At 72.7% G+C, this 22,671-nt stretch carries 23 protein-coding genes; 7 read left to right on the top strand and 16 right to left on the bottom strand.

The window, feature by feature from the left end:
* Positions 1-31 precede the first annotated feature (31 nt).
* Positions 32-1,075 (top strand): transporter substrate-binding domain-containing protein, encoded by a 1,044-nt coding sequence (locus HQQ79_RS08060; protein WP_173033564.1) that lies wholly within the window; start codon positions 32-34, stop codon positions 1,073-1,075.
* A gap of 447 nt (positions 1,076-1,522) precedes the next feature.
* On the opposite strand, the gene HQQ79_RS08055 is transcribed toward HQQ79_RS08060, so the two are convergent.
* From HQQ79_RS08055 to HQQ79_RS08020, 8 genes are read right to left on the bottom strand one after another with little or no spacing between them, the layout of a single operon-like run.
* Positions 1,523-2,716, bottom strand: a complete 1,194-nt coding sequence (locus tag HQQ79_RS08055) for an LLM class flavin-dependent oxidoreductase (protein ID WP_173033562.1) — start codon at positions 2,714-2,716, stop codon at positions 1,523-1,525.
* Positions 2,713-4,338, bottom strand: coding sequence for an ABC transporter substrate-binding protein (locus HQQ79_RS08050; protein ID WP_173033560.1), 1,626 nt, complete (start codon positions 4,336-4,338; stop codon positions 2,713-2,715). The genes HQQ79_RS08055 and HQQ79_RS08050 overlap by 4 nt, the downstream gene beginning before the upstream one ends.
* Positions 4,335-6,008 carry an ABC transporter ATP-binding protein gene (locus HQQ79_RS08045; protein WP_173033558.1) on the bottom strand — a complete coding sequence of 558 codons (1,674 nt, stop codon included), beginning with the start codon at positions 6,006-6,008 and terminating at the stop codon, positions 4,335-4,337. The genes HQQ79_RS08050 and HQQ79_RS08045 overlap by 4 nt, the downstream gene beginning before the upstream one ends.
* A complete protein-coding gene (locus HQQ79_RS08040) occupies positions 6,005-6,916 on the bottom strand; it encodes an ABC transporter permease (RefSeq protein WP_173033556.1) in 912 nt (303 codons plus the stop codon). Before HQQ79_RS08040 ends, HQQ79_RS08045 begins: the two co-directional genes overlap by 4 nt.
* Positions 6,913-7,944, bottom strand: coding sequence for an ABC transporter permease (locus tag HQQ79_RS08035; protein ID WP_173033555.1), 1,032 nt, complete (start codon positions 7,942-7,944; stop codon positions 6,913-6,915). Before HQQ79_RS08035 ends, HQQ79_RS08040 begins: the two co-directional genes overlap by 4 nt.
* Positions 7,941-8,969 carry an LLM class flavin-dependent oxidoreductase gene (locus HQQ79_RS08030; protein WP_173033553.1) on the bottom strand — a complete coding sequence of 343 codons (1,029 nt, stop codon included), beginning with the start codon at positions 8,967-8,969 and terminating at the stop codon, positions 7,941-7,943. The genes HQQ79_RS08035 and HQQ79_RS08030 overlap by 4 nt, the downstream gene beginning before the upstream one ends.
* Entirely contained in the window at positions 8,966-10,357 is a 1,392-nt protein-coding gene (locus HQQ79_RS08025) for an NtaA/DmoA family FMN-dependent monooxygenase (RefSeq protein WP_173033551.1), read from the bottom strand. The genes HQQ79_RS08030 and HQQ79_RS08025 overlap by 4 nt, the downstream gene beginning before the upstream one ends.
* Complete coding sequence (locus HQQ79_RS08020; RefSeq protein ID WP_173033549.1) at positions 10,354-11,553, bottom strand: LLM class flavin-dependent oxidoreductase; 1,200 nt, start codon at positions 11,551-11,553, stop codon at positions 10,354-10,356. The genes HQQ79_RS08025 and HQQ79_RS08020 overlap by 4 nt, the downstream gene beginning before the upstream one ends.
* Positions 11,554-11,790: 237 nt before the next feature.
* Between HQQ79_RS08020 and HQQ79_RS08015 the strand changes: the two genes are divergently transcribed.
* A complete protein-coding gene (locus tag HQQ79_RS08015) occupies positions 11,791-12,351 on the top strand; it encodes a histidine phosphatase family protein (protein ID WP_173033547.1) in 561 nt (186 codons plus the stop codon).
* A gap of 69 nt (positions 12,352-12,420) precedes the next feature.
* On the opposite strand, the gene HQQ79_RS08010 is transcribed toward HQQ79_RS08015, so the two are convergent.
* Entirely contained in the window at positions 12,421-13,443 is a 1,023-nt protein-coding gene (locus HQQ79_RS08010) for a transporter (protein WP_173033545.1), read from the bottom strand.
* A 68-nt stretch (positions 13,444-13,511) separates the two neighbouring features.
* Complete coding sequence (locus HQQ79_RS08005) at positions 13,512-14,342, bottom strand: DUF1684 domain-containing protein (protein WP_173033543.1); 831 nt, start codon at positions 14,340-14,342, stop codon at positions 13,512-13,514.
* Positions 14,343-14,723: 381 nt separating this feature from the next.
* Between HQQ79_RS08005 and HQQ79_RS08000 the strand changes: the two genes are divergently transcribed.
* Entirely contained in the window at positions 14,724-15,950 is a 1,227-nt protein-coding gene (locus HQQ79_RS08000; RefSeq protein WP_173033541.1) for a cobalamin-independent methionine synthase II family protein, read from the top strand.
* A 202-nt stretch (positions 15,951-16,152) separates the two neighbouring features.
* Here the strand turns inward: HQQ79_RS08000 and HQQ79_RS07995 are convergent, their stop codons facing one another.
* Positions 16,153-17,112, bottom strand: a complete 960-nt coding sequence (locus HQQ79_RS07995; protein ID WP_173033539.1) for an SDR family oxidoreductase — start codon at positions 17,110-17,112, stop codon at positions 16,153-16,155.
* Between the two features lie 75 nt (positions 17,113-17,187).
* On the opposite strand from HQQ79_RS07995, the gene HQQ79_RS07990 reads away from it, so the two are divergent.
* Both HQQ79_RS07990 and HQQ79_RS07985 read left to right on the top strand, forming a co-directional pair.
* Positions 17,188-17,448 (top strand): hypothetical protein, encoded by a 261-nt coding sequence (locus tag HQQ79_RS07990; RefSeq protein WP_027465422.1) that lies wholly within the window; start codon positions 17,188-17,190, stop codon positions 17,446-17,448.
* 125 nt (positions 17,449-17,573) lie between these two features.
* Positions 17,574-18,425 (top strand): family 16 glycosylhydrolase, encoded by an 852-nt coding sequence (locus tag HQQ79_RS07985; protein ID WP_173033537.1) that lies wholly within the window; start codon positions 17,574-17,576, stop codon positions 18,423-18,425.
* Positions 18,426-18,467: 42 nt separating this feature from the next.
* Here the strand turns inward: HQQ79_RS07985 and HQQ79_RS07980 are convergent, their stop codons facing one another.
* Together HQQ79_RS07980 and HQQ79_RS07975 are read right to left on the bottom strand one after the other, a co-directional pair.
* Positions 18,468-18,668, bottom strand: a complete 201-nt coding sequence (locus HQQ79_RS07980) for a hypothetical protein (RefSeq protein WP_111110269.1) — start codon at positions 18,666-18,668, stop codon at positions 18,468-18,470.
* Positions 18,669-18,706: 38 nt separating this feature from the next.
* Positions 18,707-19,045 carry a DUF3140 domain-containing protein gene (locus HQQ79_RS07975; protein ID WP_173033535.1) on the bottom strand — a complete coding sequence of 113 codons (339 nt, stop codon included), beginning with the start codon at positions 19,043-19,045 and terminating at the stop codon, positions 18,707-18,709.
* A gap of 114 nt (positions 19,046-19,159) precedes the next feature.
* On the opposite strand from HQQ79_RS07975, the gene HQQ79_RS07970 reads away from it, so the two are divergent.
* Positions 19,160-19,306 (top strand): hypothetical protein, encoded by a 147-nt coding sequence (locus HQQ79_RS07970; RefSeq protein ID WP_173033533.1) that lies wholly within the window; start codon positions 19,160-19,162, stop codon positions 19,304-19,306.
* A 64-nt stretch (positions 19,307-19,370) separates the two neighbouring features.
* Complete coding sequence (locus tag HQQ79_RS07965) at positions 19,371-20,318, top strand: isoprenylcysteine carboxylmethyltransferase family protein (RefSeq protein ID WP_173033531.1); 948 nt, start codon at positions 19,371-19,373, stop codon at positions 20,316-20,318.
* On the opposite strand, the gene HQQ79_RS07960 is transcribed toward HQQ79_RS07965, so the two are convergent.
* From HQQ79_RS07960 to HQQ79_RS19150, 3 genes are all read right to left on the bottom strand, one after another.
* On the bottom strand, positions 20,299-20,715 hold the full coding sequence (locus HQQ79_RS07960) for a VOC family protein (protein WP_027465416.1): 417 nt from the start codon (positions 20,713-20,715) through the stop codon (positions 20,299-20,301). The genes HQQ79_RS07965 and HQQ79_RS07960 overlap by 20 nt on opposite strands.
* 242 nt (positions 20,716-20,957) lie before the next feature.
* Complete coding sequence (locus tag HQQ79_RS07955; protein WP_173033530.1) at positions 20,958-21,572, bottom strand: DapH/DapD/GlmU-related protein; 615 nt, start codon at positions 21,570-21,572, stop codon at positions 20,958-20,960.
* A 119-nt stretch (positions 21,573-21,691) separates the two neighbouring features.
* Positions 21,692-22,648, bottom strand: coding sequence for an AraC family transcriptional regulator (locus tag HQQ79_RS19150; protein WP_173033528.1), 957 nt, complete (start codon positions 22,646-22,648; stop codon positions 21,692-21,694).
* Positions 22,649-22,671: the final 23 nt, after the last annotated feature.

Here is a 22,671-nt window from a genome sequence, read left to right as displayed (position 1 = left end):
CCCGATCCCCGCACGCACCCCAAGGAGAACCATGTCCACGAACACCCCGTCCCGCTGGCGCAACCGCGCCGGCTCCCTCGTCCTCGCAGCCGGCGTCGTCGTCGCCCTTGCCGGCTGCGCCGCGAACGCGAACGCCGGCTCCGGCTCCGGCTCGGGTTCGGGCTCGGGCTCGGGCTCGTCCGACGGCACCGTCACGATCGGAGCTGCGTCGAACGGCGCCGCGACCGAGACGAAAGTCCGCGTCACCGAGGACTCGAAGCTCCACGACGAGCTCCCGGCTTCGATCAAGAAGTCCGGCACACTCGTCATCGGCATCGGTGCCCTGCCGTCCGGGTACCCGCCGCTCGCGTTCACCGGCGACGACCAGAAGACGCTCACCGGCTCGGAACCCGACCTGGGCCGACTCGTCGCCGCGAAGCTCGGGCTCGAACCGCAGGTGAAGAACGCGACGTGGGACAACCTCTTCGTGGGCATCGACGGCGGTTCGACCGATGTCGGACTGTCGAACATCACCGTCACCGAGCAGCGGAAAGAGAAGTACGACTTCGCCTCGTACCGGCAGGACAACCTCGCCCTGCAGGTCAAGAAGGGCAGTTCGCTCACGTTCGACGGCGACCCGTCCGTACTCGCCGGCAAGACGATCGCGACGGACTCCGGCACGAACCAGGAGAAGATCCTGCTCGGGTGGAAGGCCGACCTCGCGAAGGAGGGCAAGACCATCACGGTGAAGTACTACCCGGACGCCAACGCGAAGCTGCTCGCCGTGCAGTCCGGAAAGGTCGACGGCTACCTCGGCCCGAACCCGACCATCGCGTACCAGAACAAGCAGAACGCTGGGACGGCGAAGGCGACCACGACCGCGGGGACTTACTCCGGCGCCGGCGGCTCGCTGCAGGGGCTCATCGCGGCGACGACCAAGAAGGGCAACGGGCTGGCCGCGCCGGTGCAGGGCGCGATCAACGAGCTCATCGACGACGGCACCTACGCCAAGTGGCTCACGGCCTACAACCTGTCGAACGAGGCCGTGAAGCAGTCCGAGCTCAACCCGGAGGGCCTGCCGCTCGACGCCAGCTGACGCCGCGCGCGCTGTCCGACACCCCTGTGGCCGTCCTGGCCGCGGGGGTGTCGTGCGTGCGGGCGTCGTGCGTGCGGGCGCGGGCGTCGTGACGCGTCGGCCGATGCCGAACGACACCGTGTACGTCGTACGACGTCGACGGAGTCGCACCGTGCACGCGCGCACCATCGCGGACGCGGGCCAACGACACCGCCGCAGTCGCACGACGTCAACGGAGTCGCACCGTGCACGCGCGCACCATCGCGGACGCGGGCCAACGACACCGCCGCAGTCGCACGACGCCGGCCGTGTCGCCCCATGCACGCGCAACGAACGACGTTCCACCAGTCGATCGACGCGCGCAACGTCGCACCATGCACACGCACCAGATGCGTGCGCAACGAACGACGTCCCACGAGTCGATCGACTCGTGGGACGTCGGAACATGCACACGCACGGACAGCCGCGTCAGCCCACCGCAGCCTCCGCCGCGGCGGGAGACACCGCACCGGGCGACGCCGCAACGGGCGACACCGCGCGCGCCGCCCACTCCTCCGCGAGCAACTCGTACGACCGCACCCGCGCAGCATGGTCGTGCGTGATCGTCGTGACGAGCAGCTCGTCCGCTCCGGTCACGCGCTGCAGCGTCTCGAGCTGGTCCGCCACCGACCCCGCGTCGCCGACGAACCGGGTCGCGAGGCGATCCGCGACCGAGGCCTCGTCGGCGGCGACGAGCGGGTGCTCCCGTGCCCACGCCGGCGTCGGGTACTCGATCGCCCCGACCCCGGAGCGGATCGAGTGCACCCACTGGCCGTAGCCGAGGGCGAGATCCGCGGCCTCCGCGGCGGTGCGGCCGACGACCACGTCCGCCGAGACGATGACGTGCGGGGCGTCGAGGACTCCCGGGCGGAAGGCATCTCGGTACGCCTGCACGGACGCCAGCACCGTGCCCGGGGACGTGTGGTAGTTCGCGCCGTACGGCAGTCCGAGCGCACCCGCCGCGCGGGCACTCGCGCCGCCGGTCGAGCCGTGGATCCACAGCTCGACGGGTGCTCCGGCGGCGGGCGGGGCCTCGACGACCGAGCCGTCCCGCGACCAGGTGCCGGCGAACAGCTCGCGGATGAGGTCGAGTTCTCCCTCGAACCGGTCGACGTCGCCGGGCACCCGGCCGAGCAGCTCCCCCTGCAGCGCGAACCGACTGCCGGGCGCGATCCGGAAGTCGAACGGCGCCGGGATGACGAGTCCGTCGACGACCTCGTCCTCGCGCGGCGCGAGCGACGGGGACTTCGGGGTGCCGGGGGCCGGCGCACCCGAGCGCCCGAGCCCGAGGTCGATCCGCGGACCGTAGAGCGCGGCGAGGGTGCCGAAGGTCTCGGCGATCTGCAGCCCCCGGACGTTGCCGACGAGCGTCGCGGCGCTCCCGACCCGGATCGTCGAGGTCGCGCCGGCCACCGCCCCGATCACGATGGTCGGCGCGCTGCCGGCCACCCCGGGGTTGAGGTGGTGCTCGGCGAGCCAGTACCGGGCGTACCCCGCCTGCTCGGCGCGCCTGGCGAGGTCGACGGTGTTGCGCAGAGCGGCCGCGGCGGTGGAGCCCGCCGACACCGGCGCGAGGTCGAGGACCGACAGCGGGACCGCCCGAGGCTCGAGGGCGCCGCTCACGACGCGTCCTTCCACGCGCCGGTGAGCTGGTCGAGCCGGGTGTCCGCGCCGAACGCGATGCCGTGCACGTCCTTCGCCGTGGCGATGATGCTCGTGAGCTCGTGCACCGGCACGAAGTCGACCTGCGAGGCGATCCGCTGCTGGATCGACGCGAAGGTCTTCGCGCGCTCGGCGGGGTCGGACTGCGACAGCTCCTGGGTGAAGAGCGCGTCGAGCGTGGTGTCGGACGCGCCGATGGACTGTGCTCCGGCGCTCGAGAACTTCGAGCGGAGCACGTCCCCGTCGGCGCGCGAGCTGTTGTCCCACGCCAGGTCCCAGTCGCCGCTGGTGGTGTTGGCGAGGTACTGCGGCACGGTGCCGCTCTCGAGGGTCAGGCCGATGCCGACCTTCTGCAGCTCCTGCTGGATGAGTTCGAGCGAGGTCTGGTTCGGCCCGAAGTTCGTGATCCAGATGAGCGTGAGCTGCAGCTTCTTGCCGTCCTTCGCGCGGATGCCGTCCGAGCCCTTCTCCCACCCGGCGTCCTGCAGCGCCGAGGCTGCGGCCGCGGGGTCGTGTTCGATCGACGACGACGTGTCCACGTGGCCGGGGGTCGTCGATCCGAGGACCGAGTTCGCGACCGCGAACAGGTCGTTCAGGGACGTGTCCCGGACGGTCTTCGGGTCGACGGCCTGTGCGATCGCCTTGCGGACGACGAGGTCGGACACGAGCGGGCGCTTCTGGTTGAACGTGAGACCGAACACCTGCCCGGGGTTCGCGCGGGTGACGAGCTCGTACTGCGACTGCAGCGTGTCGACGTCGCTCGGCTGCACGCTGCTGATGGCGTCGAGCTGCCCGGACTGCAGGCTGCCGGTGCGGACGCTGGCTTCGGGGACGACCTGGAACGTCACCTTGGACAGGTGCGCCGCCCCGGTGTTCGACCGCGCTGCGGGGCCCCAGTCGTAGTCCTTGCGCTTCGTCAGGACGGTGGAGGTGTTCTTCGTGTAGGACGACAGCGTGAACGGCCCGGTCCCGATGACGGCCTTGCCGTCGGCCCGGTCGTCGAACGGCGTCTCGGTGGTCTTCGGCGCGACGATGCCGAGCGCGACCGACGCGGTGGCGTTCGGGAACGCGGCGTTCGGCGTCGTGAAGTCGACCTCGACGGTGTCGTCGTCGATGACCTTCGTCTCCTGGTACCCGGAGAAGTACGCCGCGGCGGTGCTGGTGGCTCCGGCGGCGGCGATGTCGTCGAAGGTGTCCTTCACGGCCGTGGCGTCGAGCGCCGTGCCGTCCGAGAACGTCACGCCGGAGCGCAGGTCGAACGTGAAGGCGGTGGCGTCCGCGTTGGCCGAGTACTTCGTCGCCAGCCACGGCTTGAGCGACCCGTCCGACGGGTCCTGCCAGAGCAGCGAGTCGACGAGCTGGCGGGTGATCGCGAGTGTGTCGTTGCCGGCGCCGACACCCGAGGGGTTCAGCGTGATGGGGTCGTTCGCGACGGCGTAGGTGAGCGAGCCGCCGTCGACGGGCTTCGACGACGAGGACGACGACGCGGTGCTGCCCGACGAGCAGCCGGCCATCACCAGGGCCGCCGCGGTGCCGGCCGCGATCGCGGCCACCAGACGGATCGGGGTGCGGTGGATGGTCATGAGACTCCTTCGGGTGCGGCAGCGCCGTCGACGACGACGCCTGCGGGGTCGGGTGCGACGCGCCGGGATCGTCCGGGGATCGCGTCGAGCAGGGCACGGGTGTACTCGTGCTGCGGGTGGTGGAGGACGTCGGCGACACCGCCGTGCTCCACGACGCGCCCGCCCCGGAGGACGGACACCTCGTGGGCGATGCGCCGGACGACGGCGAGGTCGTGCGAGATGAACAGGTACGAGACGCCGAGCGTCTCCTGCAGCGACGCGAGCAGGTCGAGGATCTGCGCCTGGACGGACACGTCGAGCGCGGAGACGGGCTCGTCGAGGACGACGAACGACGGGTCGAGCGCGAGCGCACGTGCGATGGCGACGCGCTGCCGCTGGCCGCCCGACAGCTCCGACGGTCGACGTGCCGCCGCCGACGCGGGCAGCGCCACGAGGTCGAGCAGCTCCGCGGCGCGCGCCTGCCGGGAGCGCCGGGTCCCGATGCCGAACGCCGCGAGCGGGTCCGCGATGATCGACCCGACCGACAGGCGCGGGTGCAGGGCCGCGTAGGGGTTCTGCTGCACGATCTGCGCGCGCCGCCGGTACGCCCAGAGCGTGCCGCCACGGGCGCCCGTCACGTCGCTGCCGTCGAACCGCACGGCCCCCGCGTCGGGTCGTTCGAGTCCGAGGACGAGGCGCGCGGTCGTCGACTTCCCGGAGCCGGACTCCCCCACGAGCGCGAGCGTCCGGCCCCGCGGGACGGTCACGTCCACCCCGTCGACGGCGGTCACGCGGTCGAAGGACTTCCGCAGTCCGGTCGCGATCACGAGGGGCGTGCCGGTGACGGCCTGGAGGCGCGGTGCGGCTCCCACGGATCCGCGCGCGTCGTCGAGACTGGGCGCCGCTCGGATCAGGGCACGGGTGTACGCCTCGCGGGGTGCGCCGAGCACCTCGGCGGGTGTGCCCTGCTCGACGATCCGCCCCTCGGACATCACGACGATGCGGTCGGCCCGGTCGGCGGCGACCCCGAGGTCGTGCGTGATGAAGAGGACGCTCGTGCCGCGCTCGGCGACGAGTCGGTCCAGGTGGTCGAGGATCGTCCGCTGCACCGTGACGTCGAGGGCGCTCGTCGGCTCGTCGGCGACGAGCAGCTCCGGGTCGCCGATGAGCGCGATCGCGATGAGGACGCGCTGTCGCATGCCGCCGGACAGCTCGTGCGGGTACTGCCGCGCACGGAGCTCCGGGCGGTCGATGCCGGCGCGACGGAGCTCCTCGACGGCCCGGTCCGCGGCCTCGGCGCGCGTGGCGAGCCCGTGGATCCGGAGCACCTCGGCGACCTGGGTGCCGATCCGGGTCACCGGGTTGAGCGAGACGGTGGGGTCCTGCGGGACGAACCCGATCCGCAGCCCGCGCACCGAGCGCACGGCGGCGTCGGACGCGGTGACCAGGTCGAGGTCCGCGGTACCGGCGGCCGCCCCGGAGAGCTGCGCCGTGCCTCCGGTCAGGGCTGCCGCTGCGGGCAGGAGCCGGAGGACCGCGTGCGCCGTCGTCGACTTGCCCGAACCGGACTCGCCGACGATCGCGACGCGTTCCCCGCGACCGACGTCGAGCGAGACGCCGTGCAGCGCGGTGCGTGCGGCTCGGCCGCGACCGTAGGCGACCGTCAGGCCGCGGATGCTGAGGAGGCTCATCGGACGGCCCGCCGTTCGGTGTCGAGGGCCCGTGCGATGCGGTTGCCGGCGAGGACCGTGACCGCGATGACGAGACCCGGGATGGTGGTCAGCCACCACGAGGTGGCGATGAAGTCGCGGCCGGTCGAGACGAGGGAGCCCCACTCCGGAGCCGGCGGCTGGGCACCGTAGCCGAGGAAGCTCAGGCTCGAGACGGCGAGGATCGCCGTGCCGAACTCGAGCGCGGCGAGGACGACGACGGGGCCGGCGGCGTTCGGCAGGACGTGCACGGCCAGCACGCGCCACCATCGGTTCCCGTTCGCCGACGCCGCCTCGACGTACGCCGCGGTGCGGACCCGGACGACCTCGGACCGCATGATCCGGGCGATGGTGGCGATGCTCGCGACGCCGACCGCCACGGCGACGTTGACGGTGCCGAAGCCGAGCACGGTGACGATCGTCAGCGAGAGCAGCAGACTCGGGATCGCGAGCAAGACGTCGGCCAGGCGCATGAGGACGGTGTCCACGACCCCGCCGACGAACCCGGCGACGAGTCCGACGACCGACCCGCCCACCAGGCCGATGACGATCGCGAGGACCGCGGCCTGCAGCGTGAGCGCGGTGCCGTGCACGACCCGGGAGTACAGGTCGCGGCCGAGCTGGTCGGTCCCGAACCAGTGCGCGGCGTCCGGCGCGGTGAGCTTCGCGGCGGGGTCGGCGGCCAGCGGGTCGTGGTGCGTGAGGACGCCCGGCAGCACCGCGGCGAGGACGACCAGGGCGAGCCAGACGGCAGCCACGGTCAGGGTCGGGCGGGCGGCGAGGGTGCGGAGCGCCGCGGTCGCCCCGCTGCGGACGCCGGGCGAACCGGGGACGCCGTCGGCGACGAGCACGCCGGGGCGGCCGAGGGCGAGCTGGGTGGTGTCGGTCATGCGGGGGCTCCCTGGGGTGCGGTCGTGGTGGACCCGGCGGTCGCGCCCGGCGTCGTCCCGGTGCCCGCGCCGTCCTGCTCGCGGAGCCGCCGACGACTGCCGGCCAGGACCACGCGCGGGTCGAGCAGCGGGTACACCAGGTCGACGACGAGGTTCGCGACGACGAAGACCGCCGCGGCGACGAGCACGATGCCCTGCACGACCGGGATGTCCTGGCCCTGCACGGCGGTCGCGGTGACACGGCCGAGCCCCGGGCGTGAGAACACGGTCTCGGTGACGACGGTGCCGGAGAACAGCTGCCCGACGATGAGCCCCGTGACGGTCAGCGCCGGCAGGGCGGCGTTCCGCAGGGCGTGCCGGAGCTGCACGCGCCAGCGACCCGCACCCTTGGCGTAGGCGGTGTCGACGTACGGCTCGCGGAGCGTCTGCACGAGCGACTTCGACAGCAGCTGGGCGATCGTCGCCCCGGTCGGCAGCGCGAGGGTGATCGCGGGCAGGACGACGGACGCCGGCCCCTCGCCGCCGAACGCCGGGAAGACGTGGAGTCCGAACGAGAACCACTGCACGAGCAGGAGCGCGAACCAGAACCCGGGGACGGCGACGCCGATCGGGGGCAGCGAGAGGAGGAACTGGCCGAGCGCACGGTTCCGCGTCCAGGTCGCCAGCACCGCCAGGCCTCCGCCGAACACGACCGCGAGCAGCAGTCCGGCGACGGCGATCTGCACCGTGGGGCCGACCGCTTCGCCGATCACCTCGGTGACCGGGCGGCCGACGCCGATGGACCGACCGAGGTCGCCGGTCAGCAGCGACCCGAGATGCTGCACGTACTGCACGAGCACGGGCTGGTCGAGTCCGTACCGGTGCCGGAGCGCGTCGAGCTGCGCCGCCGTGACGTCGGTGGCATCGGGACCGAGCATGATCCGCGCCGGGTCGCTCGGCAGCACGTAGAGGACGAAGAACGAGATCGTCCAGGCCGCCCAGAGCACGAGCACGGCCTGCCCGATCCGGGCGAGCACGTAGCGGGTCACGCGGCGATCACCTCCGGCTGCCGGTGCGCGCTCCAACCGAGCTCGGGCGCCACCTTCGCGACCACGTCCGCGACGATCTGCTCGTACTCGTCACCGGCGAACTCGTAGGGCAGCTCGACCCGGAACTCGTCGACCTCGGCGAGTGTGGCGTCGTGCACGAGTTGCTCGACGATCTGCTCGGCCGGCCCGACCAGGTCGGCGGAGAACAGCGTGCGTCGCGGACCCTGCGGCCCGGCCTGCCGGGCGAGCCGTGACTCGTACCAGGCCCGGTAGCGCTCGCGCGAGACCCGGTCGGCGGAGTCCGTCGGCACCACGCAGCGCCCCCAGGCGACCCGGGGCGCGCGGCCGACGGGCAGCGCCGCACGGTACGCGGCGAGCTGGTTCCGCTGCGCGGTGCCGTAGTCGTCGGTGCCCTCGCCGGACGTGAGGTTGCCGATCAACAGGTTGAGCCCGGCGCTGCCCGCGAAGGCCGCCGAGCGGAGCGACCCGCCGCCGTACCAGACCCGGTCGACGAGCCCGGGGGCGTACGGCTGCAGCCGGGGTCGCTGGACGGCGCCGGGGCTCTGGATGACGGTGTCCTCGTCGCCGAGGTACGTCCCGCGCAGGTTGTCGACGAACCGGGTCACCCGGCCGTACCCGCGGTCGAAGGAGCGCCAGTCGCCGTCGAACACGAGGTCGCCGAGGACCTCCTCGTGCGGCGAGCTGGTCGACAGCCCGACCTGGACGCGTCCGTGCGACAGGACGTCGGCGAGCGAGAAGTCCTCCGCCAGCCGGAACGGGCTCTCCCACCCGATCGGGACGACGGCGACACCGAGCTCGATGCGGGCGGTCCGCTGCGACGCGGCGGCGAGGAACACCGCGGCCGAGCCGATGCCGTGCTCGAGGTGCCGGTGCCGGACCCAGGCGCCGTCGACGCCGAGGCGCTCGGCCGTCTCGAAGAGGCCGAGCGTGGCGTCGAGACCGTCCACGGGGGCGTCGTCCTCGAAGTTGCCCGGCACGAGGATCGCGAGGCTGCGGACCGTCACGCGAGCACCCCCGCGCCGCGGGCCGAGCGGATCGTCCCCGGCAGGCCGAGGGTCTCGCGGAGCGTTGCGCCCTCGTCGTACGACTGCCGGTACACGCCGCGCTCCTGCAGCAGCGGGACGACCCGGTCGACGAACTCGTCGAGTCCGTACGGGTTGGTGTGCGGCACGACGACGAACCCGTCGGTGGCGCGCTCCTGCACGTACCGGTCGATCTCGGCGGCGATGTGAGCGGGCGTGCCGACGAAGCCGCCACGGGTGGAGGCGCGGATGACCAGGTCACGGATCGACAGGTGTTCGGCCGCGGCGAGGTCACGCCACGACTGCACCAGCGCGGGGACGTCGCGGGTGTGGCGGACGCGGCCACGGGTGATGTCGGCGCCCTCCAGGTCCGGCTCGATCGAGGGCAACGGCCCGTCGACGTCGTACGACGACAGATCACGGTTCCACACCTGTTCGAGGAACGCGATCGCCGTCGCCGGGCTGACCTGGGCGCGGCGGATCGCCCGGGAACGTTCCTCGGCCTCGTCCGCCGTGTCGCCGAGCACGAAGGTCGCGCCAGGCAGGATCTGCAGCTCGTCCTTCGACCGTCCGACCCGTTCGAGTCGCTCGGTCACGTCGCGGTAGAACGACTGCGCGTCGTCGAACTCGGTGTGCAGCGAGAAGATCACCTCGGCGTGCCCGGCGGCGAGGTCGCGGCCCTCGTCGGAGTCACCCGCCTGCACGATCACCGGGTGCCGCTGGGGGCTGCGCGGCACCGGGAACGTGCCGGTCACGTCGAACTGCGGGCCGTGGTGGTCGACGTCGTGGATCCGGGACCGGTCGGCGAAGGCCCCGGCGGCCAGGGTCCCGGCGGCGCCCGACCCGTTCGCCACGATCGCGTCCGAGTCCCACGAGTCCCAGAGCTCGCGCGACAGCTCCAAGAACTCGGCGGCTCGCGTGTACCGGTCGGCGTGGTCGAGGAATCCCCCACGGCGGAAGTTCGCACCGTGGAACGCGTCCGAGCTCGTCACGACGTTCCAGCCGGCGCGGCCGTCGGTCAGGTGGTCGAGCGTGGCGAGCTGCTTCGCGAGTTCGACGGGCTCGTTGAAGGTCGTCTGCAGGGTGCCGACGAGCCCGATGTGGTCGGTGACCCCGGCCAGCGCGGCCAGGATCGCGAGCGTGTTCGGGCGCCCGACGACGTCGAGGTCGTGGATGCGTCCCTTCTGCTCGCGCAACCGCAGCCCCTCGGCGAGGAACAGGTAGTCGAAGAACCCGCGCTCGGCGTTGCGGGCGAAGTGCTCGAACGACGAGAACGCGATCTGGCTCTCGGCCCGGTCGTCGCTCCAGATCGTGGTGTTGTTGACGCCCGGGAAGTGGGCGGCGAGGTGGACCTGACGCTTGGCGTTCATGCTGAGACCCCCAGGGAAGACGGACGGGCGTACCGGCTGACCGCCGGTGCGATGCCGAGCCGCGTGCGCAGGTCGGCGGTGGGACGGGACGCCACGTCGGCACGGAGGCCGGCGGTGACGAGGGCGGGGACGAGCTGCCGGGCGATCGGGGTCGAGTCGATCGGGATCCGCAGCGGGCGGAGGCGGACGCCGGCGAAACCGAGGTCACGGAGCGCGCCGATCCGGTCGACCAGGTCGGCGACCGTGGTGGCGAGGACGGTCGTGTCCGAGCCGGAACCGAGCGCGTACGGCGCACCGGCCGCGGCGTCGAGCGCCGCGAGCTCGTCCGCGGCGGCAGCCGCGGAGGACCCGAAGAGGACCGCGAGGTCCGCGAGCACCGGACGGCGGACGTCGGACCCGGCCGCCTGCTCGGCGTCACGGACGAGTGCCAGCGCGTCCTGCGCCTCCAGGCCGTCGAAGCCGGGCGTGACCAGCACGACGTCCGCGGCGTCCACGGCGAACGCCGCCGCGTCCGCACGGTGCGCGAGCGCGAAGACCGGCGGGCGCCCCTGCGGCGACCGCGGCACGATCGACGCGCCGTGCACCGAGACGAACGAACCGGAGAACGCCGCGTTGTGGATGCGGTCGCGGTCGATGAAGCGGCCCGTCGTGACGTCGCGGATGATCGCGTCGTCGTCCCAGCTGTCCCAGAGTCGTGCGACGACCTCGGCGACCTCGCGTGCCTCGGCGAACAGGGCGGCCGCGTCGTCGCCGCCGGGGCGGCGGCCGAAGAGCGCGGCCTCGCGGGTCGTCGGGCTCACCTGGATCCGCCACCCGGCTCGCCCCAGCGAGACGTGGTCGAGGGTCTGGAGGCCCGTGGCGACGTGGAAGGGCTCGGTGTGCGTCACCGAGACAGTCGGCACCAGACCGATCGCGCGGGTCGCGGGGGCGACCGCGTTCGCGACGAGGAGCGCGTCGAGGCGGCCGACGACGGTCGACGTGTCGAGGTCGCCGTCGGGGTCGGTGGGGCCGGCGGTGAAGGTGTCCTCGAGGGTGACGGCGTCGACTCCGAGCCGGTCCTGCTCGACGACGACGTCGCGCCAGTGCCGGAGGCTCGTGAGGCGCTGTGCTGCCGGGCCGGCGGCGCGCCAGGCGGCGGGATGCCAGCCGGCGCCCTGCAGCGCGGTGACGAGGGTGATGCGGTCGGGCACGGTCATGGGGCGACGCTAGGACGGTTCGGCCGGGCGGCGAAGCGGTGTTGCGGAACGTGACCGACGGTGTCGCCGTGTGACGCGCGGCGGGCGGGCGGGGCGTCGCGGGCGGCGGGGCGTCGCTCGGTGCGAGGTTGTCCACTCGGTGCGTCGGAACAGACCGGGCACGGAGTGGACAACCTCGCACCAGACGGGGCCGGGGACGGGGCCGGGGCGCACCTCGCACCGTGCGAGGATCGCCGGATGGTCTCGTCGTTCCTGACCCACGCTGAAGTGGTGGTCGACCCCGCGGTCCCGATCGAGTCGTGGGGGCTGTCGCCCGAGGGACGCGTCCGGGCCGCCGCCGCACACCGGCTCGCGTGGACGCCGGGCTCCCGGCGGATCGTCTCGAGCACCGAGCGCAAGGCCGTCGAGACCGCCGACCTGCTCGCCAGCGCCGTCGGGCTGTCGGTGGAGCACGACCCGCTGCTGGGCGAGATCGACCGGAGCGCGACCGGCTACCTGCCGCCGACCGAGTTCGAGGCCGTCGTCGACACGTTCTTCGCCGAGCCCGAGCGATCGGTCCGCGGCTGGGAGCGGGCGATCGACGCCCAGGAGCGCATCGTCGCGGCCGTCCGCCGGCACTGCGCCACCGGCGACCTCACGATCGTGTCGCACGGCGCGGTCGGCGCGCTGCTCCTGGCCCACCTGCGCGGCGTCCCGATCACGCGCGCCCTCGACCAGCCCGGCATGGGCAGCGTCTTCCACTTCGACGCGCTCGCCTGGCGGGCGACCAGCGGCTGGAGACGCGTCCCCGCGACCTGACGGGAGGCGCGGGGCGGGGCCGCCACGGGCCTCCCGTCCGCCGCCTGCGCGGCCCGACCGCGCCGCTCGTCAGACCACGCGCGTCGCGCCCGTCACGGGGCCGGGGGCGGCGTCCTCGTCGTCGGCGTCGTGCAGGGTCCGTTCGGCCTGCCCGAGCAGGTGGTGCACCGCGAGGCCGATCGAGCGGGCACCGACGACCGCGACGAGCACGCTCAGCAGCGCCAGCAACGCGGCGGTGGGGATCCAGGCGGACGGCAGCGCGAGTGCCCGGAACCACTCCACTGCGGCGGTGGCGACCGCGGCGGCCGGGAACACGAAGGACCAGAACCCGAGCGAGAACGCCAGGCGGACGTACCGCGGCAGCAGGGCCAGCTGCACCAGGACCATCAGGACGCCGAGCCCCGCGATGGCCTGCACGGGCAGGGTGACCGCTCCGTCGGTGAGGGCGAACACCGACAGGGTGGCGACCGCCGGCGGCGCGACCAGGATCGCCATCGTCGGCACGAGCGGCCCCGGCAGCGCCGGTCGGAACGCCAGCCGGATGAGCAGCAGGCCGGTCATGACGCCCCAGAAGAACACGCCGACGCCGAGGGCCGGCCAGGACAGCCAGCCGACGCCGACCTCGTGCGTGGCGACCGAGGCGACCAGGGCCGCGGCGACGGTCGGCAGCAGGTAGCCGCCGTGCGCGGACTCCAGGGCGAGCCGGCCTTCGAACCAGGTGCTCAGCAGCCAGGCGGCGAACCCGGCCGCGATGGCCACGGCGGCGAGCACGACGACCTGCCCGGCGACGGGGGCGAACCGCGCGAGGTCGACGCCGAGCAGCATCGCGGTCGCGGGCACGAGCGCGGCGATCGGCCCCTGCGCCGGGTGGCGGAGCTGGTCGACGAGCCGTTCGCTGACGCGTGCGCCCCGGACGGCGTGCGCACCGAGCAGCCACACCCACGCGACGGCCGCGATCGCCCAGAACACCTGCGGCACCACGGTGGGCAGGTGCAGCACGGGGGCGGCGTACGACCACGTCTCGGCGAAGCCGGCGAGGCCGAACGGGACGGCGAGGGTGTTGAGCGGGATGCGGGAGGTGGGTCGTGGCATGGCTCCCCCATTCTCGTGGACGGGTCGGCTGCGTCGGTGCGCGCTCGGGGGCCGTGCGTGCTCCGCGGTCAGGCTGCGGGCAGTTGCTCGCCCGCCTCGATCGCCACGTCGAGCCGGTTCTCGGCGGGCGGCAGCGGGCAGGTCGCGTGCGGGGTGTACGCGCACGGCAGGTTCGTCGACCGGTTGAAGTCGATGCGGGTGGCACCGTCGGCATCCGGTGCGGCGATGTCGAGACTCCGGTTCGCCGCGTACGTCGTGACCCCGCTCGTGCGGTCGGTGAACAGCACGTGGAGGCCGCCGGCGTGCCCGTTGAACGCCAGGAGCGACCGCGGCCCGTCGAGGTCGAACGTCAGGACGCCGGGGGCCTCGTACACGTGCAGCAGGCCGTCGACGACGCTGCCCACGGTGACCTCGCGCGGGGTGTCGAACGGCTCGAAGTGCGCGTCCACGACGAAGTGCACAGCGGGGGCGTACGCCGGGGTGCCGTGGTAGCCGACGCGGGTCGGGTTCGACGGGTGTCGTGGGCGCAGCAGGTCGCTGCCGCCGCGCCGGGCGACCTCGATCACCGCGGTCTCGTCGCCGTCGCGCCACACCACGTTCGTGCTCGAGCGCTCGGGCAGCGGGCCGAACCGGTGCGTCCCGGTGACCTGCTGCCCGTCGACCTCGATCGTCTCGTCCTCGGCCAGTGCGACCACCGGGCCGTCCTCGTCCGTCGACCAGCTGCCCGGTGCGTCCTCGAAGCGTTCCGGCGTGGCGGTGAGCCAACGGATGCTGGTGATCGCGAGGAACCCGTGCTCGCTCGCCCGGACCTGCTCGTGGTCGTCGTGCCACGTGGTCCACGTCTCGGCGAAGGTCGCGGTGGTCGGTGTCGTGGCGTTCGCCGGGGTCGTCGTGCTCATGGGTCGACCGTACGACGCGTGGCCCGTCGGCGCGACGATCGTGTCGCCGTGCGTCGGCGGGGGTCGCGCGCGTGCGGGCGGGCGGTGGCCGGGGCGGGCGCGGGGCGGGCGGTGGGCTGGTCGACGAGGAACGACACCGTCGACGTCGTACGACATCGATCCTGTCGTTCGGACGCGCCTGCAACTGTCCGCGCACGCAACAGGCGACCGAGTCGGTGTCGTACGACATCGACCCTGTCGTTCGGCGTCCGCACGAAGCCGTGGTCGCGGAACGTAACGGGCCCGACCCCTCGTGGCAGAGTGGCACTGCAGCGCACCGCGAAGCCTCGCGCGCGGCCCCCGACTCCCGACAGTCCGCACCCATCGAGAGGAAGGCAGCGCATGCCCTTCGAGAACACCGACCGCATCCAGGCCACCACCGCCGGATCACTCCCCCGCACCCCGGAGCTCATCGCCGCGAACGCCGCGCGGCCCGTGGCCGCCGACGGCTTCACGCTCGAGACCACCGACGAGGTCCGGGCCCTGACGAGCGCGGCCGTCGACGACGTCGTCGCCCGGCAGACCGCGCTCGGCATCACGCAGCCCGGCGACGGCGAGTTCGGCAAGGCGATGTCGAACAGCGTCGACTACGGCGCGTGGTGGGGGTACTCGTTCCAACGTGTCAGCGGACTCTCGCTCACGGACGCCGACATCTTCACGCAGCAGCCGGTCCGCTCGAGCCCGGGCAACGTGCAGCTGACCAGCTTCCCGGACCGTCGCGACTGGACGATCTTCCGCGAGGCCTACACCGACCCGGCGTCGGGTATCGGCACCGGCAAGAACGCCACCGCGTTCCCCACCACGACCGGCCCGATCACCTACACCGGCCACGAGGCCGCGGCCACCGACGCCGCGAACCTCAAGCACGCGGTCGAGGCCGCCGGCGCGGACAACGGTTTCATCACGGCGCTCTCCCCCGGCTCCGCCGCCCGCATCGCGAACGAGTACTACGCGACGGAGGAAGAACACATCTGGGCGTGGGCCGACGCCCTGCGCGAGGAGTACACGACGATCCTCGACGCCGGCCTGGTGCTGCAGATCGACGACCCCTCGATCGCCGAGAACTGGGACCAGATCAACCCCGAGCCGAGCACCGAGGACTACCGCGCCTTCACCCGCATCCGTGTCGAGGCGCTCAACCACGCACTCAGGGGTCTCGACACCAGCCGCGTGCGCTTCCACCTGTGCTGGGGTTCCTGGCACGGCCCGCACACCACCGACATCGAGCTCCGCCACATCGTCGACCTGATGCTCGACATCGACGCCGGCGCGTACTCGTTCGAGGCCGCGAACGCCCGCCACGAGCACGAGTGGACCGTCTGGCAGGACGTCACCCTGCCCGAGGGCAAGGTCATCGTCCCCGGTGTCGTCGGCCACGCCGCGAACGTCGTCGAGCACCCCGACCTCGTCGCGCAGCGCATCGAGCGGTTCGCCTCGGTGGTCGGGCGTGAGCGCGTCATCGCCGGCACGGACTGCGGCCTCGGCGGCCGCGTGCACCCGCAGATCGCCGCGGCGAAGCTCGAGTCCCTCGGCGAGGGTGCCCGGCGCGCGAGCGCGAAGCTCTTCTAGCCGCCCGTTCCTTCCCAGAACGGCTGCGATACCTGGCGAGATCGGGCGAACCTGCCACGAAGATCACGGCAGGTACGCCCGGTTCCGGCAGGTACGCCCGGTTCCGCCAGGTACGCCCGGTTCGGGGAGGTGCGCCCGGCTGTGCACGCACGCACGGGCGGACGGGAGGCTCGGTGCGGGCTGGCACCGTGCCTCCAGGCCGTCAGCGGCGTCGGCGCAGGGCGACGGCCGCGACCGCGACGAGCGCTCCGGCCCACAGCACGGGGCGCGTGACGCGCCGTCGCTTCGCGACCCAGCCGCCGTTCGTAGCGTTCGCGGCGTCGGCGGGGGCGTAGAGGTTCCCGTCGGTCGGGGCGCCCTCGCCACGGAGCGCGAACGTCTCCACCATCGGCTTCGTGATCTTGTGGAACAGGCCCGGGAACACGTACTGCAGCGGCACGAGCGATGCCTGGATGCGTCCAACGAAGCGGTAGCGCTTGGGGTGCGTGGCGGCCTGCACGACGGCACGGCCCGCCCGCTCGACCGAGACGGTGGGCGGCAGCGGGTGCGAGGTCTTGCCGGTGTAGTTGGCACCGTTCTGGTAGATCGGGGTGTCGATCGTGGACGGCAGCAGTGCGGTGAACCGGATGCCGGTGCCCGCGAACTCGTCGCCGAGCACGTCGACCAGGCCGAGGGCGGCGTGCTTGCTCGTGACGTACGCCGACTGGTACGGCGCCGAGAGCAGCGACTGGATCGAGCCGACGAGCACGTAGGTGCCCTTCCCGCGCTGCTTCCAGTGCGGCAGCAGGTGCGTGACGGCGTTGAGGTGCCCGTACAGGTTCGTGTCGACGACGCGCTTGAACGCCTCGGTGGGGGTCTGCTCGAACAGGCCGTAGACGAACAGGGCCGCGTTGCCGACGAAGACGTCGATGCGACCGAAGCGGGTCGTCACCGTGCCGATGAGGTCCTTGACCTGGTGCTCGTCGGCGACGTCCGTTGGGATCGCGATCGCCTCGGCGCCGAGCTTCCGGCACTCGGCGGCTGCGGCCTCGAGCGAGTCGTGCCCGCGTGCGGCGAGCACGAGCGTGGCGCCCTGCCGGGCGAACTCGTGTGCGGCGGCTCTCCCGATGCCGCTCGATGCTCCGGTGATGACGACGATCTTCCCGCGGTACCGATGTCCCATGTGTCCTTGGTACCCGGCCGTGGTCCGTTCCCGCACAGCCGGGTCGTACCCCTGCACGCGGTGCGAAGATGGAGCATGCGCAAGGACGACCTGACCGTCGACGAAGCCGCGGTCATCGCCGAGCACGCCCGCTCCGGTGTCCTCGACGTCGACGACCCCGAGGTGCGGAAGGTCGTCGAGCAGGCGAACCGGGTGCTGGTCCGTGCACAGATGTGGGGCGAGGAGCGGAGCCCGAAGCTGCGGCGTCGCCGACGGCTCATCGCGGTCGGCGCCCTCGTGATGGTGCTCGTCTGGGTCGCGGGCCTGCTCGTGCCGCTGGCGATGCGCTTCGGCTGACGGGTCCGTCGGCGCCGGCTGCGGTGTGCGCGGGGCGGATCAACCACGGTGCGGCCCTGGTCTGACTCGTCCGGATGGTGCATGATCCGACGACCACACCACCATCGCGCTGCAGGGAGCACGACATGGACCAGCACATCGATCGACGGCGCTTCATGACGCTCGGACTCGCCGGAGCCGCGACGACGGCCCTCGGCGCGACGGCGATCGGCGCGGACGGGTCGGCGCAGGCAGCGACCACGGCGGCTGCTGCCGCCCCTGTGCTGCTCGCCGCCGACGAGTTCGACGGCCCGGCCGGAAGCGCGCCGAACCCGGGGATCTGGCGGTACGACCTGGGTGCCGGTGGCTGGGGCAACGCCGAGCTGCAGACCTACACGGACTCGCGGCGGAACGCGGCGCTCGACGGTGCCGGCAACCTCGTGATCACCGCACACCGCGAGGCCGACGGCTCGTACTCGTCGGCCCGGCTGAAGTCCGAGAGCACCTACACCGCGCAGTACGGCCGCATCGAGGCGCGGATCCGGATCCCCCGCGGTCAGGGCATCTGGCCGGCGTTCTGGATGCTCGGCGCCGACATCGGGCAGGTCGGGTGGCCGGCGTGCGGGGAGATCGACGTCATGGAGAACGTCGGGTACGAGCCGGGGATCGTGCACGGCACGGTGCACGGGCCCGGGTACTCCGGCGCGCAGGGCATCTCGGCGGCGTACACGGCTCCGTCCGGAGCAGCCTTCGCCGACGACTTCCACGTGTACGGGGTCGACTGGCGCCCCGGCTCCATCACCTGGACGGTCGACGGTGTCGCGTACCGGACGGTCACCCGGTCCGACGTCGGCTCGGCGACGTGGGTGTTCGACAAGCCGTTCTTCGTGATCCTCAACGTCGCGGTCGGCGGGAACTGGCCGGGTTCGCCGGACGCCTCGACGCGGTTCCCGCAGCAGATGACGATCGACTGGCTGCGGGTCCACCAGAACGGCTAGCCGGGACCCCGCAGCCGACCCGGTCCGTTCCGCGCTGCCCGCTCAGGGACGGCGGTTCGCCCGGGCGACGAGCCACAGGTAGGTGCTGTGCCCGACCAGGGCGAGTCCGAAGAACACCGCGGCGACCGCGTACACCCGGTCGAGCTTGCCCTGCCCGATCACGAGCATCACGACGCAGAACGCGACGGCGATCGCGAGGACACCGACCTGCACGGTCGACCAGATCCGTCGGAAGCGCGGCATGCCTGTCTCGTTCACACCTCCCATTCTGCCCGATGCCGTCAGTGCTTCTCCGGGTCGTGGCCCCAGTTCATGAGCGAGTACCGCCAGGGGGTGTCGTGCACGTCGCCGTCGGGACGCTGTTCCGAGTGCCGGGCGACGTAGCCGACGACCTTCCGCATGTGCGCCAGGTCGTCGTCGGTGCGGTCGGCCTCGTGCTTCTCGAGGATCCGGATGATGTGCCGACCGCTCTCGTGGCCGGTCGATTCGCCCCCGCCGGACGGCTTCTGCCCGACGGACTTCGACTCGTCGGTGTCGAGCCACTTCCGCAGCTCGGTGGCGGTCATGTTCACCGCGTCGTCGAAGTCGGCTCGGGTCTGCTCGTCGTCGTGCTCGCTCATGCCGTCGAGACAACCCGACGGTGCTGGACGACTGCGCAGGGCGGATCGAGTCTGATGGGAATGGAACGGCCCCGCCCGGTGTCGAACTCTCCACCGACCATGAAGGAGCCCACCATGAGCCTCGACCTCCACAAGAGCACCGGCACCGGAAACGTCACCGACGAGCGCACCTGCCTGCCGAAGCCCGTCCTGCCCAGCCTGCACGACGAGCGCACCCCGTCCTTCGGCCGCTGGCTCGGACAGATCAACCACACCGACTGACCCACCAGCGGGAGCGAGGGCGCCCACGGCCCGGGCCCTCGCCGCGCACTGCTACCGTGCACCCATGTCCTGGGGCCGGCGGTACTACGCGCTGCAAGCCGTCGGCGGAGCGGCCTGGTGGATCGCCGTCGCGACGGTGCCGTGGATCCGCATGGCGACGCTCGGCTCGCTCGACCCGGTGCTCGTCGCCGTGTTCGACGTCCCGCTGTTCGTCGTCGGCTCGGCGCTCGCCGCCGCCGGGGTCCGGGCCTCCGCGGTGGTCACGACGGTGTGGACCGCGCTGGTGCTCGTCGCCCTGAGCGTCTGGGCCACCGTGACCGGCGAGGCCGGCTGGGGCGTGCTCGTCATGCTGGCCGCCACGATCGGGTCGACGGTCGCCCTCGCCCTGGTCCTGCTCGGACGGGTCCCGACGGAGTGGGTGACGAGCGGTCCGCTGCGGATCCGGACGGCTGATGCCGCGGCCCCGCGCTCCCGGCACGTCACCGCGACCGTGCTGCAGATCGTCGTCTTCTGGGGCCTGTTCCTCGGGGTGCTCCCCCTGGTCATCGCGTTCGCGGAGCACCGCTGGGGCCTGCACCCGCAGCTACCGACACCCGTCGTCACCGCCCTCACCGTCGTCGGTGTGGTCGTGCTCCTGCTGGCCAGCGCGCTCGGCATCGCGTCGGCGGCGGCGATGTCGACGAAGGGCGAGGGCACACCGCTGCCCTCGGCCACCGCGAACCGCCTGGTGGTCGCCGGGCCGTACCGGTCGGTACGGAACCCGATGGCACTCGCCGGCATCACCCAGGGTGTCGCCGTCGGCCTGCTGCTGTCGTCGTGGCTGGTCGTCGTCTACGCGATCGCCGGTTCCGTGGTCTGGAACTGCATCGTCCGCCCGCTCGAGGAATCCGACCTGGCGGAACGGTTCGGCGACGACTTCCGCCGCTACGCCGAGCAGGTCCGGTGCTGGGTGCCGCGGTGGCCGGTGCCGGCGCGGGTGGGTTCGGTGCCGCTCAGCTCGTCGCGCCGCTGATGTTGACCAGCCACGACACCCCGTGGCGATCGGTCAGCATGCCGAAGGTGTCGCCCCAGGGCGCGGTGGTGAGTGGTTCGACGATCGTCGCGCCCTGGGCGAGGCCGTTCCACCACCGCGTCAGCAGTTCGTGGTCGTCGCCGCTGAGCGAGAGCGAGATGCTGCTCTCCGCCGGTGTCGGCATGCCGGACGGCGCGTCCGACGCCATCAGGAGCAGGCCCTGGTCGCCGTCGAGCTGCCCGTGCATCACCTTGTCGGCGTCGGCGGGGTCCTGGCTCATGCCGGCTTCACCGAACGTGCCGATGGTGAGCGTGCCACCGAAGACCGAGTGGTAGAACTCGAGCGCTTCGCGGGCGCCGCTCCGGAACCCGAGGTAGGGGTTGAGGCGAACGGTCATGACGGTCTCCCTCGTCCTGCGCGGGCGCCGTCGCCCGCGTCGTGATCATGCTGGCAGAGTGCGCGTCCCCGCGGAAGGAGACGCCGTCGTCTTCGTCCGGCGCCGCCAGGTCGTCGAGACGCCTCCACATTCGGCGGCGTCTCGACGGCGGGGCGGCGTCGCAGCAGCACGCCGGCGTCTTCGAAGCAGCACCAACGCCGGACGGGAGGCACGTGGCGGCGCCGCCACGGGCCTCCAGGCCGTCAGGCGGTGGGGTCCACCACCGGTGGTCGCGCGGACGGGGCGAGCTCACGGATCCGCTTGGCGGGGACGCCGGCGTAGACGCCGTGCGCCGCCAGGCGGCCGACGACCACGGCGCCGGCGGCGACCACGACGTCGTGCTCGATGTGGGCGCCGGGCAGGATCGTGGCGCGGCCGCCGATCCAGACGTGCTCCTCGACGACCACCGGGCGGCCGGTCGCGACGTCGCTCCACCGGCCCTCGGCGTCGATCTCGTGGTGGCTCGTCATGATGAGCACCTGCATCCCGATCGCGGTGTTCGCGCCGATCGTCACGGGAGCGACGGCCTCGACGGTCACGTTCCGGTTGCAGAAGACGCCCCGGCCGATCGTGAGGTGCTTCGGGTCGCCCGTCAGCGAGAACCCGGTGCCCACACCGGACTCGGCGTGTGCGCCGGCGGCACGGAGCAGCAGCCGACGGACGATCCGCGGCAGCAGCGGGGATCCGAGCAGTGCGGTGAAGACGAAGTGCTCACGGGCGTAGGAGGCGTCCTCGACGAGCCGGCGGCCGAACGTCGACGGATCGGTCGTCGGCGGGACGACCGCAGTCGGGACGGGTGGTGCTGCTGAGCCGGCCATGGGGTCTCCAGTCGTCGTGGCTGCGTGTCCGTGCAGCGCAAACGTAGGACGACGATCGTCGGCGATCGGCCGGACGACGGGCGGTTGCGGGATTCTTGCGGGCCCGCGCGGCAGCTCGTCTACGCGCGGGCGCCGTCGCGCGCGGTGGACGCCGTCTGCCGGGGCAGCTCGCCGAACTCCTCGCGGTAGCTCCCCGCGAACCGGCCGAGGTGGGCGAACCCGGTGGCCCGGGCGATCTCGGCGATGCTCCGCCCGTCGCCCGACTCGAGCTGTTCGCGGGCGAGCAGCAGCCGGATGCGTCGCAGGTACATGGTCGGGGTGATGCCGTGGTGCCGCTGGAACGCCGCCTGTACGCCGCGCACGCTGAGGCCGGCGGCCTCGGCGACGTCGTCGACGGTGATCGGCTCGGTGGCGTGCTCGAGCAGGAAGGTCTCGGCACGGGCGAAGCGGGCGGTGGAGGCCATCGCCGGCTCGTGCTGCCCGACCGGCCAGTGCGGGATCGCGGTGAGCAGACCACCGGCGGCGAACCGGGCGAGCTCCCGCTCGCGTTCGATCGGTACGGCGTCCGGTCCGGCCAGCACCTCTTGTGCGACGGACCGCACCATGAGCCACCAGGCAGCGAGCGGGGCACCCTCGGGGACGTGCCGCGGACGGAACTCGATGGGACCGGGGGCCCAGTCCCCGCGCTCGGCGGCGACCTGCTCGACGATCGAACGGTCGATGCGCAGGACGTCCTTGTTGCAGGCGATCCAGCGGAAGCGCTGGGGGCCCTGACGGAAGAGCGTCGGGCGGCCGATCTTCACGGTGTTCTCGTCGAGCTGGGCGACCCCGGACTTCATCCAGAAGATCATCATCGCGTCGCCCGGCTCGATCGTGCCGCTCAGCACTCCGGTGCAGCGGGTCGACTCGAGCGACAGCAGTGCCGTGCCGCGCACGCGCTCCTCGAACACGAACTCGGCGTCCGTCGGTTCGACCGACAGCCCGTGGGTGATGTGCGTCCGGGCCATCGCCTCGGCCGCGACCGACGGCTCGGCGGTCTGGATCTCCCGCAGCAGGCGGTGCATGGTCTCGGGCACGTGATGATCCTGACGACAAGTCG

The organism is Curtobacterium sp. VKM Ac-2852 (assembly GCF_013205045.1).
Classification (GTDB): Bacteria; Actinomycetota; Actinomycetes; order Actinomycetales; family Microbacteriaceae; genus Curtobacterium; species Curtobacterium flaccumfaciens.
The sequence above is the reverse complement of the archived record's forward strand: the minus strand, read 5'-3'. Positions and strand labels throughout refer to the sequence as shown.